The following is a 12,787-nucleotide window of genomic DNA, read 5'->3' on the forward strand; positions in this document are numbered from 1 at the left end:
AGGCAGGGAACCTGATGGGCGCCTATATACTGCGCCGCATCCTGCTGATGATCCCGACCCTGTTCGGCATCATGGCGGTGTCGTTCGCCGTCATCCAGTTCGCGCCGGGCGGGCCGGTCGAGCAGGTCATCGCCAGGCTGACCAACCAGGGCGGCAGCGATCGCCTCGGCGGCGGCGGCGGTGATGCTGGCGGCGCCAATTTCGACGTCGCCGGCGACGTCGGCTCGAAATACCGCGGCGCGCAAGGGCTCGACCCGGAATTCATCAAGAAGCTGGAGAAGCAGTTCGGTTTCGACAAGCCGCCGCTCGAGCGCTTCGGCATGATGCTGTGGAACTATCTCCGCTTCGATTTCGGCGACAGCTATTTCCGCGACATCTCGGTGCTCGACCTGATCCTGGAAAAGATGCCGGTGTCGATCTCGATCGGGCTGTGGATCACGCTTTTGTCCTACCTGATCTCGATCCCGCTCGGCATCCGCAAGGCGGTCAAGGACGGCTCCACCTTCGACGTCTGGACCAGCGGCGTCGTCATTGTCGGTTACGCCATTCCTGGGTTCCTGTTCGGCATTTTGCTGATGGTGCTGTTTGCCGGCGGCTCGTTCTGGGACTGGTTTCCGCTGCGCGGCATCACCTCCGACAATTGGGACCAGCTGTCGTGGCCGGCGCGGATCGTCGACTATTTCTGGCATATGACCTTGCCGCTGACCGCGCTGGTATTATCGGCCTTCGCCACGACGACGCTTTTGACCAAGAATTCCTTCCTCGAGGAAATCCGCAAGCAATATGTGGTCACAGCCCGCGCCAAGGGCCTGTCGGAGCGGCAGGTGCTTTATGGCCACGTCTTCCGCAACGCCATGCTGATCGTCATCGCCGGTTTTCCCGGCGCCTTCATCTCGGCCTTCTTCACCGGCTCGCTGCTGATCGAGAACATATTTTCGCTCGACGGCCTCGGCCTGCTCGGCTTCAACTCGGTGGTGCAGCGCGACTATCCGGTGGTGTTCGCCAATCTCTTCATCTTCTCGCTGCTTGGCCTGTTCGTCGGGCTTTTGTCCGACCTGATCTACACCTGGGTCGACCCGCGCATCGATTTCGAGCGGAGAGACGTCTGATGGCGCAGGCCTCAGCCGAAACGGCGCCGGCACGGATCGCGCGGCCCTTTCTGTCGCCGCTCAACCAGCGGCGCCTGCAGAACTTCAAGTCCAACCGGCGCGGCTACTGGTCGTTGTGGATATTCCTGTTCCTGTTTGTGCTATCGCTGGTTTCCGAATTGATCGCCAACGACAAGCCGATCATCGCCTCCTACAAGGGCGAGATCCTGTTTCCGGTCCTGGTCGCCTATCCCGAGGAGAAGTTCGGTGGCTTCTATGCCGTCACCGACTATCGCGATCCGGTGATCCAGGACGAGATCAATGCCAATGGCTGGATGATCTGGCCGCCGGTGCGCTACTCCTACCAGACCGTCAACAACGCTATTCCCGAAGCAGCACCGACCAAGCCGTCCTGGCTCTACGACAAGAAGACGCGCTGCAACCAGTATCCGAAAGGCGAGGCAGACCCCAATTGCAACGTCGGCAACTGGAATTGGCTGGGCACCGACGACCAGGCCCGCGACGTGCTGGCGCGCGTCATCTACGGCTTCAGGATCTCGGTGCTGTTCGGCCTGATCCTGACCGCCGGCTCGGCGCTGATCGGCGTGGCGGCCGGCGCTCTGCAGGGCTATTTCGGCGGCTGGACCGACCTCCTGTTCCAGCGTTTCATCGAGATCTGGTCGGCGATCCCGGTGCTGTACCTGCTCTTGATCGTCGCCGCCATCCTGCCGCCTGGCTTCTTCATCCTGCTCGGATTGATGCTGCTGTTCTCCTGGGTGGCACTGGTCGGCGTGGTGCGGGCCGAGTTCCTGCGCGCCCGTAACTTCGAATATGTCAATGCGGCGCGCGCGCTCGGCGTATCCAATGTCACCATCATGTTCCGGCATCTGCTGCCCAACGCCATGGTGGCGACGCTGACCTTCTTGCCCTTCCTGCTCAGTGGCTCGATTTCGACGCTGACCTCGCTCGACTATCTCGGCTTCGGTCTGCCGCCCGGCGCCGCGTCGCTGGGTGAGTTGCTGAAGCAGGCACAGCGCAATCTCAACGCGCCATGGCTCGGCATTTCCGGCTTCGTCGTCATCTCGCTGATGCTGTCGCTGCTGGTCTTCGTCGGCGAGGCCACGCGCGACGCCTTCGATCCGCGCAAGACGTTCAGATGAGCGACACCCCGCTGCTTTCGGTCCAGGATCTCAGCGTCGCTTTCACGCAAGGCGGCAACCAGTCGATCGCCGTCGACCATATTTCCTTCGACCTCGCCAGGGGCGAGACGGTGGCGCTGGTCGGCGAATCCGGCTCCGGCAAGTCGGTCACCGCGCTGTCGGTTCTGAAGCTGCTGCCCTATCCGACCGCCAGCCACCCGTCGGGAAAGATACTGTTCCTCGGCGCCGACCTGCTTGCCGCCGACGAGAGAGACCTGCGCCGCGTGCGCGGCAACAAGATCACCATGATCTTCCAGGAGCCGATGACCTCGCTCAACCCGCTGCATACGATAGAGCAGCAGATCGTCGAGGTATTGAAGCTGCATCAGGGCCTGGGGGATCGCAAAGCCAAGGCGCGCACGCTGGAACTTCTGCGCGAGGTCGGCATCCGCGAGCCGGAGAAGCGGCTCGACGCCTATCCGCACCAGCTTTCCGGCGGCCAGCGCCAGCGCGTCATGATCGCCATGTCGCTGGCCAACGAGCCTGAACTTTTGATCGCCGACGAGCCGACGACGGCGCTCGACGTCACCGTCCAGGCGCAGATCCTCGAGCTACTCGCCGGCCTGAAAAGCCGCAAGAACATGTCGATGCTGTTCATCACCCACGATCTCGGCATCGTCAGGAAGATCGCCGACCGGGTCTGCGTGATGACCAAGGGCAAGATCGTCGAGACCGGCCCGACCAAGGAGATATTCGCCAATCCGCAGCACGCCTACACGCGGCATCTGCTTGCCGCCGAGCCGAAAGGCAAGCCGCCGGCGGCCAACCAGGCCGCCAAGCCGGTGATGGTCGGCAAGGACGTCAAGGTCTGGTTTCCGATCAAGAAGGGCTTCTTCCGGCGCACCGTCGACAATGTGAAGGCGGTCGACGGCATCGACGTCACCGTGCGGGCCGGCCAGACGCTCGGCGTCGTCGGCGAATCCGGCTCAGGCAAGACGACGCTCGGCCTGGCGCTGGCCAGGATGATCTCGTCGACCGGGACCATCCAGTTCAACGGACGCGGCATCGATCAGCTGTCCTTCAACGAAATGCGGCCGTTGCGGCGCGCGTTGCAGATCGTCTTCCAGGATCCGTTCGGTTCGCTCAGTCCGCGCATGTCGGTCGCCGAGATCATCGAGGAAGGGTTGAAGATCCATGAGCCGAAGCTGTCGCCCGATGAGCGCGACAGCAGAGTCGTCGACGTGCTCGGGGAAGTCGGCCTCGATCCGGCGACGCGCAACCGCTATCCGCACGAATTCTCCGGCGGCCAGCGCCAGCGCGTCGCCATCGCGCGCGCCATGGTGCTCAACCCGCGTTTCGTCATGCTGGACGAGCCGACCTCGGCGCTCGACATGAGCGTGCAGGCGCAGGTCGTCGACCTCTTGCGCAGCCTGCAGGCCAAGCACGACCTCGCCTACCTCTTCATCAGCCACGATCTGAGGGTCATCCGCGCGCTCGCCAACGAAGTCATCGTCATGCGCAACGGCAGGATCGTCGAGGCCGGTCCTTCCGAACAGATTTTCGGCAGCCCGCGGACCGACTATACAAAGGCGTTGATCTCGGCCGCCTTCAAGATCGAAACGGCGCCGGTCGGCATCGTCAGCGAGTAGATTTTCGCCAGAGATCATGCACAAAATCAAAACGCTGCCGCGCCTTGCGCGTCGGGACTCGAACGCTGTTGGTAAAAAGGGAAAAACAATCCGCAATGGAAAAAGGCCGCATCCTGCTTGCCCTCACCGGTATTCATCCGCTGCGCTGGCGCGAACTGCTGTCGGCGGAGCGCGAGGTGGTGCTCGAGCCGAATGGCGCCGGCGATCCCTCGATTACCTATGCTGTGGTGTGGAAACAGCGGCCGAACCTGTTGTCGTCGCTGCCCAATCTGCGCGCCATCTTCTCGATCGGCGCCGGCGTCGACCACATCTTCGCCGATCCCACCTTGCCCGACGTACCGGTCGTCAAGGTGGTGGCCGACAACCTGACCCAGTACATGACCGAATACGTCGTCTGGCGGGTGCTCGACCACCATCGCCAAGGCATGCTCTACCGCGCCCAGCAGCAGAAGAAGATCTGGCATGAACCGCAGCAGCGGCCGGCCAGCGACATCTCGGTCGGCATTATGGGGCTCGGCACGCTTGGCCGCGCGGCGGCATCGGTGCTGTTGTCGCTCGGCTTTCCCGTCAATGGCTGGTCGCGCAGCGATCGGCCGATGCAAGGTGTCTCGACTTACGCGGGCGAGGCCGGCCTGATCCCGTTCCTCAACGCCACCGATATCCTGGTGGTGCTGCTGCCGCTGACGCCAGAGACGCACGGTATCATCAACCACGGCGTGCTGAAGGAGCTGCGGAAGCGCAACGGCCTCGGCGGCTCAGTGCTGATCAATGCCGGGCGCGGCAGGCTGCAGAAGGACGCCGACATTTTGCGCGCGCTGGACGACGGCACGCTGAAGGAAGCCAGCCTCGACGTGTTCGAGGTCGAGCCGCTGCCGAAGACCAGCCCGCTATGGAGCCACCCCAAAGTGTTCGTGACGCCGCACGCGGCGGCAACCTCCGATCCGGTCCACCTGGCGCCGATCATGCTGCGTCAGATGGATGCTTTCGAGCGCGGCGAAGCGCTGGAAAATGTGGTGGATCGCGACGCCGGGTATTGATTTGTTAGAGCGCCGCTTTCCAGTCTCAGCCCCAGCCGAGCGGCACGTAGTCGATCTCCATAAACGCCTCGACTTCCGGGATCCAGCGGTCGCGGACGAAGGCGACGTGGTCGGGATGGTCGTTGTAGCCGGAATAGGCCCGCTGATCGGCGAACTCCATCGAGAAGCCGAAGCGGTAGTCGTTCTTGGGACTGACCTGCCGCAACTGCTCGAAATGCGTGACGCCCTTTATCGCCGTGAGAATCCTCTTGGCGTCGGCGAGGAACCGTTTTTCCTCGAGCGAATGCGGCGGGTGTTTCAGCGTGAACGCGACGGTATGACGGATCATTTTTTGCTCCTGCGATGTCTTCGTGTCACGCGCTGTCAGCCCAGGCGCGGATCAGGTTATAGGCGATCGCCCCTTTCGGCGGCGTCACCAGGCCGCCCGGATGCTCGCGGGCCAGCATCGAGAGCACCTCGTCGTGAAAGAACCAGCGGCAATCTTCCAGCTCGTTGAGGTCGGGCTGGATATCGTCGTTGAGCGGTTCGCCGAAGCAGCCGATCATCAGCGAATAGGGAAACGGCCAGGGCTGGCTGGCGTGGTAGACGACGCGGCCGAGCCGGATGCCGGCTTCCTCCTGCGTTTCGCGGCGCACCGCCGCCTCGATCGTCTCGCCCGGCTCGATGAAACCGGCGAGCGCCGAATACATGCCGGGCCCGAAATGCCGGCCGCGGCCGAGCAGGCATTTTTCGCGTGTTGCCGTCAGCATGATCGCCACCGGGTCGGTGCGCGGAAAGTGCTCCGTACCGCAGGCCGGGCAATGCCGCTTGTAACCGCCCGCCCGCATCTCGGCTTCGGTGCCGCATTTGCTGCAGAAGCGATGGCTGGCATGCCAGGCGAGCAGCGCCGCCCCTTGCGCCAGCGCGCCGGCCGCCGCTTCGTCGATCAGCCCCTGCATATAGACCGAGCGATAGTCGATCGCCTTGATCGTCTCGGGAAGCTGCTCGGGCTCGACCCCGGCCGGCACCGCCAGCACCGGGCCGCTTTCGGAAAAACCGAGCAGGACGCCGTTTTCGAGCGATGCTTCGAGCGGCCGGCATTCGGCCACGCCGAACCAGGGGTCGAATGCGCCTTGCGCAAGCTTCAGATAGAGCCGGCCGCCACGCATCAGCAAAAGCCGCGCCGAGGGATCGGCGAGTGCCTTTTCGACGGAATCGTCGGCGCGGTTTTCGGACTGCCGGTCGATAATGTTGCCGGCGAAGCCGACGAACTGGCTCGGCTCGCGCAAGGGCGCGTCAAACAGGCGAAAGCTCATGCAGACTCGGGAAGGTTCAAGGTGGACACGGGAGAGGCTTATAGCGCTGCCTTGATCTTTTCCGCAAACTTGCGAAGGTCGGAGCGCTGATAGGGCTCGCGCAGGCCGTGCCCCCACACCGGGCCGGGCCAGCCGGGATCGCCTTCCGAGCGCGCAATGACGTGTACATGCAGCTGGCGCACGATGTTGCCGAGTGCGCCGGTGTTGATCTTGGTGCAGCCGGTCACCCGCTTCAGCGCCAGCGCCACCATGTTGGTCTCGAAGGTCAGCATCGCCTGGTCCAGCGGCGTCATGTCGTGGATTTCCTCGATGCCCGGCCGCTGGGGCACCAGCAGCAGCCATGGCCAGCGGCGGTCGTTCATGACGCGCAATTCGCACAGGCCGAGCCACATCAGCTGTTCGCTGTCGGCTTCCAGCTGGGCGTCAAGCGTGAATCCGGCCTTGAGGCCCGGCAGCATCGGCGTTTCCCTCACTTTTTGACGTTTTTTGAACTCCATCGACGCTAGAGCGGCTTCCGGAGGGCCGCAAGGGGCAGCAAGCAACATCGGCCGTCGCGGCGCTGATTGTGCGCGAAGAAGTGAGGGCCCGGGCAAATTGCATCAGCTTGGCGCTGCCCCGCCGAGGTCAACGATTTTGATCGCGGCCACATGTTGTTCTTGCTTTGTGCCCGCAGCTATGCTATTAATCTCGGTATGGTGATTATTCGCACCAACGACCCGCCCGCCGAGGCGGGTTTTTGGTTTCAGCTTTCGCCGTCGCTCAAGGCCCCTATCATCCGCACTTGCATTTCATCGCCGGATTGCCGATATGGAGGCTGGGAGGTTGGTGGTGGACGGTCCACTCGCCAACCGGGTCAGGTCCGGAAGGAAGCAGCCCTAACGAGCCCGGAACGGGTCATTGTTCCAGCCTCCCGCCTCTTCGCCTTTTGCCCCGACATTGACGGCGCCAAGCCGTGCGGGCGAAACTATGCGCAGGAATCGGCCGCCTCCAGTGGCAGCCCTTGGAGCTTAACGGGCGAATGAGCGAAGCCGGAAACGAGGCCGGGAAATTGGACAAGCCTGCCGCCTACCGCGTGCTGGCGCGCAAATACCGACCGTCGAATTTCTCCGAACTGATCGGCCAGGAGCCGATGGTCCGCACGTTGACCAATGCCTTTGCCACCGGCCGCATCGCCCAGGCCTGGATGCTGACCGGCGTGCGTGGCGTCGGCAAGACGACGACCGCGCGCATACTCGCGCGGGCCCTGAACTACAAAACATCGACCGTCGACCAGCCGTCCGTCGACCTTGCCGTGCTCGGCGAGCATTGCCAGGCGATCATGGAAGGCCGGCATGTCGACGTCATCGAGATGGACGCCGCCTCGCATACCGGCATCGACGACATCAGGGACATCATCGAGCGCGTGCGCTACGCCCCGGTGGCGGCGCGCTACAAGGTCTACATCATCGACGAAGTGCACATGCTTTCCAACCAGGCCTTCAACGGCCTGCTGAAGACGCTGGAAGAGCCGCCGCCGCACGTCAAGTTCATCTTCGCCACCACCGAAATCCGCAAGGTGCCGATCACCGTCCTGTCGCGCTGCCAGCGCTTCGACCTCAGGCGCATCGATGCGGCAATGATCAAGGCCGACCTTGCCAGGATAGCCGGTCTGGAGGGCATCGAAGTCGAAGACGATGCGCTGGCGATGATCGCGCGCGCGGCCGAAGGCTCGATGCGCGATGCGCAGTCGATCCTCGACCAGGCGATCGCCCATGGCGGCGGCGCGGTCAGCGCCGAAGCGGTGCGTGCTATGCTCGGCCTTGCCGACCGTGCCCGCATCGTCGACCTGTTCGAACATGTCATGAAGGGCGACGTCGCCGCCGCACTTGCCGAATTCCGTGCCCAGTACGATACCGGCGCCGATCCTGCCGCGGTGCTGACCGACTTTGCCGAGTTCAACCATCTGGTCACCCGTCTGCGTTTCGTGCCGGCTGCCATCGACGACGCCTCGCTGTCCGAGGACGAGCGCCGGCGCGGCGCCGATTTCGCCAGCACGCTGTCGGTCAAGGTGCTGTCGCGGACGTGGCAGATGCTTTTGAAAGGTATTCCCGAGGTGCAGACCTCCAACCGCCCGGTCAGCGCCGCCGAGATGGTGCTGATCCGGCTGGCCCATGCCGCCGACCTGCCGACGCTGGACGAGGCGCTGAAATCGCTGGAGAACGGCGGTACCCTGCCGGGCGCTGCGCCACGCGTGAATGGCACGCCGGCAAGCCCCGGCCCCGCAAACCATGCGCCTGCAAGCGGTGGTGCCGGCGCCGTGGCGCAGGCGCGGATGCCGACGGCGAATGGCGGCGCCCAGACGATGCGCCTGGTCGAGACGATGCGCCTAGTCGAGGCCGAGCCGGTGCCGACTAGTTTCGTTGCTCCGCCGGAGCCGGCGGTCGAGGCGCCGCCGGTGCCGGTAAAATCGCTGGCCGACATTGTCGCCTTTGCCGACGCCCAGCGCGACATGGCCTTCAAGGTGTTGGTGAAGCGTTGCGTGCGCCTGGTGCGCATCGAGCCCGGTCGTATCGACGTCAGCCTGACCGACGATGCGCCGAAGATGTTGCTCAATGATTTGACCGCCAAGCTGCGCGCCTGGACGGGCCGCAACTGGCTGGTGTCGCTGTCGAAGGACGAGGGCGGCCAGACCTTGGCCGAGATGGAATCGACAAAGCGCGAAAACGCCTTCCTCGATGCCAAGAGCGACCCGACGGTCGCCGCCATCCTGGCGCGCTTTCCCGGTGCCAAGATCATCGACGTGCGCATTCCCGACGCGTCGGAAGCCGATGCGGCCGAGGCCGAAGTGCCGGTCGAGCCGCCGGCCGACGACGACGAAACCTGAAACAACCAGCACCAGCTGCAAAGGACCGTGCGATGAAAGACCTTCTCGGCATGATGGGCAAGGCAAAGGAAATGCAGGCCAAGTTCCAGGCCATGCAGGATGAGATCGCCACGCTGGAAGCCACCGGGCAGGCCGGCGGCGGCCTGGTCAGCGTGACGCTGACCGGCAAATTCGAGATGAAGTCGCTGAAGATCGACCCGGCGCTGTTCAAGGAAGACGAGGTCGAGATTCTCGAGGACCTGCTTCTCGCTGCCCACAACGACGCCAGGACCAAGGTCGAGCAGATCATGCAGGAGAAGACCAGGGCGCTGACCGCGGGCCTACCGATCCCGCCGGGAATGAAACTGCCGTTCTAAGGCTAGTGCATGTCGCGCAAAAGTGTGCAGCGGTTTTGCGATAACGACATGCATCAAAACAAGAACCTAAAGCGCGTCGCATGAGGCCGGTCGAACGCGACGCGCTAGTCAATCGTATGCCGTTACAGTGGCCGAAGAGTGCAGCGGCCCAGTGCTCGCTGTACCGCCAGCTGTGTCTATTGGGCAACTCCCACACTTAATAACGCTTTAGCCATCTTTTTGCCTGAAAGTGTCTCATTCTTGCCGCAACCAGGGGCGGGCTGGCAGCAGAATTGAGGGGACACCTGTTGATCTCTACCCGATGGAAGACGCCGTTGCGGCTCGGCGTCGTTATCTCGCCGCTGTTTTTGGCCGCTTGCAGTCAGACCGCCTCGCACGGCATATCCAACCTGACCGATGCTATTACGCCGAGTTTCCTGAGCTCGCGCTCCTACAATTCCACGCCGAAGGAAAAGGAGTGCCTGGAGCGGGCAATGTTCTTCGAGTCCAACCGGTCGAGCCGTGACGGCATGATTGCGGTCGGCACGGTGGTGATGAACCGGCTGCGGTCCGGCAATCACGGCAACACCATCTGCCAGGTCGTCGGCGAGCGCGGGCAGTTCGCGCCGGGCGTCATGACACGGCCGATGAATTCGAAGGCGATGCCCGACGTCGAGGAAGCCGCCGAGGCGGTGCTCAAGGGCGAGCGCAAAGCCAAGCTGAAGAACACCATGTTCTTCCACACCGCCGGCCTGCGCTTCCCCTACAAGAACATGCACTACACCATGGTCGCCGGCGGCAATGCCTTCTATGAAAAGCGCGGCCGCAACTGGCAGCCGCTGCCGGACGAACCGGTGGTCGCCATGGCCCAGGCCAAGCCGCAAGCACCTGCCGCTCAGGCCATACTTGTCGCCTCGGCGGAGCCGGCTCGCGAGGTCAAGCCGACATTCGCCAAGGCAACCTATGTGACCGCCGCTGCATCGCTGCCGGCAAAGCAGACAAGGGTGACCGCCGGAATGGCGACCCCGGAGAAGGCGACGGCGGAGAAGCCGATGCTTGTTGCGCTGCAGGAACCAATGCAGGAGCCGGATGCGGCCCGTTTTGGCGGAACCGTGAGCGAGCGGCCTGTCACCTCCTTCCAGGCCGCGCCGGCAGAGCCGACAATGTCGTTCGAGGCGACGCCCGAGAACACCGACGCCATCGGCGCGATGATCGCCGGCCAGACCCGGCCACTGGAAGAAAACTGAGGACGGCAGCACTGGCCGCGACGTCGGCCTTCCCTTCTCCCACAACAAGGGGAGAAGGGAAGAGCGGAGCCCCTGGCCGCTCAACTGTTCCAAAGCGTGCGGAAAAATCCTAAACCGGTGCGATGTCGAAGCGAATCGCCGGTCCCGAGATCGAACGCCTGATCCAGCTGCTGGCCAAGGTGCCGGGGCTCGGTCCGCGTTCGGCACGCCGCGCCGCGCTCCACCTCATCAAGAAGAAGGAACAATTGCTGGCGCCGCTCGCCGCCGCCATGGGCGAGGCGGTCGACAAGGTGCGCATCTGCTCGACCTGCGGCAATGTCGATACCTCGGATCCATGCATGATCTGCACCGACCCCCGCCGCGACCCCACTACGCTCATCGTCGTCGAGGACGTGGCCGACCTTTGGGCGCTGGAGCGGGCGACAGCCATGAACGTGCGCTACCATGTGCTCGGCGGTACGCTGTCGCCGCTCGACGGCATTGGTCCTGATGAGCTAAACATCCGTTCGCTGGTCGATCGCGTCGCCGGCGGCGAAGTCAAGGAAGTGATCCTCGCCGTCAACGCCACGGTCGAGGGCCAGACCACCGCGCACTACCTCACCGACCAGCTTTCCGGCTTCGACATCAAGGTGACGCGCCTGGCGCACGGTGTTCCGGTCGGCGGCGAACTCGATTATCTCGACGAAGGCACGCTGGCCGCCGCACTGCGCTCGCGGACGGTGTTTTGAGGCGAGTTGCGGGGAGAGTGCTTCCGAGATGATTGCGTTCCGTCGGCTTTGTGGATTGGCGATCTTTCTTGCAGTCCTCTTTGCCTTCCTCCTCGCCACCCCCGCCTCGGCGGCAAAAATCGACGACCAGTTCCACGCCTGGCTTGGCAACGACCTCTGGCCCGAAGCCAATGCCAAAGGCATCTCCAGGAAAACCTTCGATGCCGCCTTCGAAGGCGTCAAGCCGAACCTGAAGCTGCCCGACCTGGTGAAGCCGGGCGAGAAGGCGACGACGCCGCGGAAGCAGCATCAGGCCGAGTTCGGTTCGCCGGGCGCCTATTTCGCTGAAAAGATAGTCCGTGCCGTGACCGCCGGCGGCCGCACCCGCGAGGCGACCAACGCTAGGACTCTTGCCGCGATCGAGAAACGCTACGGCGTGCCTGGCGAAGTGCTGCTGGCGATCTGGGGCCGCGAGAGCGGCTTCGGCGCGGCGAAGATGCCTTATGACGCCTTCGAGGTGCTGGGCACCAAGGCGTTCATGTCGACCAAGAAGGAATTCTTCCGCACCGAGCTCTTGGCTGCGCTCGAGATCGTCGAGCGCGGGCTTGCCCCGGTCGGCGCGATGAAATCGTCTTGGGCAGGCGCGCTTGGCCAGCCGCAGTTCATGCCGACATCGTTCCTCAAGCATGCCGTCGATTTCGACGGCGACGGCCGCACCGACATCTGGAATTCGACGCCCGATATACTGGCATCGATCGCCAATTATCTCGTCCATTATGGCTGGGTCAGGGGCCGCGGCTGGGGCTTCGAGGTGACTGTGCCGGACAGCGTCTCGTGCTCGCTCGAAGGTCCGGACCAGGGCAAGAAGATTTCCCAATGGGCTGATATGGGCATCAGGCGTGTGTCGGGTAAACCGTTCCCGGCGAGCGAACTGAAAGCCGAGGGCTTTCTTTTGATGCCGGCCGGGCGTAGCGGCCCGGCCTTCATCGTCACCCCCAATTTCTATGTGCTGAAGCAGTATAACACCAGCGATCTCTATGCCCTGTTCATCGGCCACGGCGCCGATCGCATCGCCCATGGCGACAGCAATTTCTCGGGCAATTGGGGCGCGGTCGGCGGGCTCTACCGCTCCGACATCGCCGCCCTGCAGCGGGCGCTGGAAGCTAAGGGCTACGATGTCGGCAGCGCCGACGGCCTGCCTGGCTTCAAGACGCGCCGCTCGATCGGCAAATGGCAGGCCAGCAACGGCCGTTCCGCTACCTGCTTTCCCGACGCCGACCTGGTTACCGCGCTGAAATAGCCGGATTTTCGCACCGCCGGTCTGGCCCAATCGACCGTTCTGCAAATGCTCGTTGCCGCGCTCGAAACCGCCGGATATGGTGAACCGGAACCGCACAAAAAATCGCCAAGACAACGGTCCGGGGATC

General features: G+C 63.7%; 12 protein-coding genes and 1 other RNA gene. 10 read left to right on the plus strand and 3 right to left on the minus strand.

The genetic code is table 11. From position 1 onward, the window contains the following. Positions 1-14 precede the first annotated feature (14 nt). From NKH16_RS12325 to NKH16_RS12340, 4 genes are all read left to right on the plus strand, one after another. Entirely contained in the window at positions 15-1,109 is a 1,095-nt protein-coding gene (locus tag NKH16_RS12325) for a microcin C ABC transporter permease YejB (protein WP_352570300.1), read from the plus strand. Then, complete coding sequence (locus NKH16_RS12330) at positions 1,109-2,248, plus strand: ABC transporter permease (protein WP_352899596.1); 1,140 nt, start codon at positions 1,109-1,111, stop codon at positions 2,246-2,248. Before NKH16_RS12325 ends, NKH16_RS12330 begins: the two co-directional genes overlap by 1 nt. Continuing rightward, the gene (locus NKH16_RS12335; RefSeq protein WP_352899599.1) at positions 2,245-3,876 is read left to right on the plus strand and encodes an ABC transporter ATP-binding protein; all 1,632 of its coding nucleotides are present in this window, start codon (positions 2,245-2,247) and stop codon (positions 3,874-3,876) included. The genes NKH16_RS12330 and NKH16_RS12335 overlap by 4 nt, the downstream gene beginning before the upstream one ends. 95 nt (positions 3,877-3,971) lie before the next feature. Next, positions 3,972-4,913, plus strand: coding sequence for a 2-hydroxyacid dehydrogenase (locus NKH16_RS12340; RefSeq protein WP_352448574.1), 942 nt, complete (start codon positions 3,972-3,974; stop codon positions 4,911-4,913). 25 nt (positions 4,914-4,938) lie between these two features. Here NKH16_RS12340 and NKH16_RS12345 read toward each other — a convergent pair whose 3' ends face one another. The 3 genes from NKH16_RS12345 to NKH16_RS12355 are packed head-to-tail and all read right to left on the minus strand — an operon-like array spanning position 4,939 to position 6,666. Next, positions 4,939-5,241 carry a Dabb family protein gene (locus NKH16_RS12345; RefSeq protein ID WP_352448575.1) on the minus strand — a complete coding sequence of 101 codons (303 nt, stop codon included), beginning with the start codon at positions 5,239-5,241 and terminating at the stop codon, positions 4,939-4,941. 25 nt (positions 5,242-5,266) lie between these two features. Continuing rightward, the gene (gene nudC / locus NKH16_RS12350; protein WP_352899603.1) at positions 5,267-6,208 is read right to left on the minus strand and encodes an NAD(+) diphosphatase; all 942 of its coding nucleotides are present in this window, start codon (positions 6,206-6,208) and stop codon (positions 5,267-5,269) included. 38 nt (positions 6,209-6,246) lie between these two features. Next, entirely contained in the window at positions 6,247-6,666 is a 420-nt protein-coding gene (locus NKH16_RS12355; RefSeq protein WP_023676868.1) for an HIT family protein, read from the minus strand. A gap of 359 nt (positions 6,667-7,025) precedes the next feature. On the opposite strand from NKH16_RS12355, the gene ffs reads away from it, so the two are divergent. The 6 genes from ffs (at position 7,026) to NKH16_RS12385 (ending at position 12,660) form a co-directional block, all read left to right on the plus strand. Beyond that, positions 7,026-7,122, plus strand: an RNA gene (gene ffs, locus NKH16_RS12360) — signal recognition particle sRNA small type. Between the two features lie 104 nt (positions 7,123-7,226). After that, positions 7,227-9,071, plus strand: coding sequence for a DNA polymerase III subunit gamma/tau (locus NKH16_RS12365; RefSeq protein ID WP_352899606.1), 1,845 nt, complete (start codon positions 7,227-7,229; stop codon positions 9,069-9,071). Between the two features lie 32 nt (positions 9,072-9,103). Beyond that, positions 9,104-9,427 (plus strand): YbaB/EbfC family nucleoid-associated protein, encoded by a 324-nt coding sequence (locus NKH16_RS12370; protein ID WP_352470044.1) that lies wholly within the window; start codon positions 9,104-9,106, stop codon positions 9,425-9,427. Positions 9,428-9,714: 287 nt separating this feature from the next. Further along, positions 9,715-10,653 carry a cell wall hydrolase gene (locus NKH16_RS12375; RefSeq protein ID WP_352899609.1) on the plus strand — a complete coding sequence of 313 codons (939 nt, stop codon included), beginning with the start codon at positions 9,715-9,717 and terminating at the stop codon, positions 10,651-10,653. A gap of 122 nt (positions 10,654-10,775) precedes the next feature. Next, complete coding sequence (recR, locus tag NKH16_RS12380; protein ID WP_352448580.1) at positions 10,776-11,381, plus strand: recombination mediator RecR; 606 nt, start codon at positions 10,776-10,778, stop codon at positions 11,379-11,381. A gap of 28 nt (positions 11,382-11,409) precedes the next feature. Next, positions 11,410-12,660, plus strand: a complete 1,251-nt coding sequence (locus tag NKH16_RS12385; RefSeq protein WP_352899612.1) for a lytic murein transglycosylase — start codon at positions 11,410-11,412, stop codon at positions 12,658-12,660. Positions 12,661-12,787: the final 127 nt, after the last annotated feature.

This window comes from Mesorhizobium sp. M1307 (genome assembly GCF_040318155.1).
GTDB lineage: Bacteria > Pseudomonadota > Alphaproteobacteria > Rhizobiales > Rhizobiaceae > Mesorhizobium.

Excerpts from the sequence above, each read along its gene's own strand:
- NKH16_RS12325 (WP_352570300.1), top strand. The coding sequence starts at position 15 with ATGGGCGCCTATATACTGCGCCGCATCCTGCTGATGATCCCGACCCTG.
- NKH16_RS12330 (WP_352899596.1), top strand. The coding sequence starts at position 1,109 with ATGGCGCAGGCCTCAGCCGAAACGGCGCCGGCACGGATCGCGCGGCCC.
- NKH16_RS12335 (WP_352899599.1), top strand. The coding sequence starts at position 2,245 with ATGAGCGACACCCCGCTGCTTTCGGTCCAGGATCTCAGCGTCGCTTTC.
- NKH16_RS12340 (WP_352448574.1), top strand. The coding sequence starts at position 3,972 with ATGGAAAAAGGCCGCATCCTGCTTGCCCTCACCGGTATTCATCCGCTG.
- NKH16_RS12345 (WP_352448575.1), bottom strand. The coding sequence starts at position 5,241 with ATGATCCGTCATACCGTCGCGTTCACGCTGAAACACCCGCCGCATTCG.
- nudC (WP_352899603.1), bottom strand. The coding sequence starts at position 6,208 with ATGAGCTTTCGCCTGTTTGACGCGCCCTTGCGCGAGCCGAGCCAGTTC.
- NKH16_RS12355 (WP_023676868.1), bottom strand. The coding sequence starts at position 6,666 with ATGCTGCCGGGCCTCAAGGCCGGATTCACGCTTGACGCCCAGCTGGAA.
- NKH16_RS12365 (WP_352899606.1), top strand. The coding sequence starts at position 7,227 with ATGAGCGAAGCCGGAAACGAGGCCGGGAAATTGGACAAGCCTGCCGCC.
- NKH16_RS12370 (WP_352470044.1), top strand. The coding sequence starts at position 9,104 with ATGAAAGACCTTCTCGGCATGATGGGCAAGGCAAAGGAAATGCAGGCC.
- recR (WP_352448580.1), top strand. The coding sequence starts at position 10,776 with ATGTCGAAGCGAATCGCCGGTCCCGAGATCGAACGCCTGATCCAGCTG.
- NKH16_RS12385 (WP_352899612.1), top strand. The coding sequence starts at position 11,410 with ATGATTGCGTTCCGTCGGCTTTGTGGATTGGCGATCTTTCTTGCAGTC.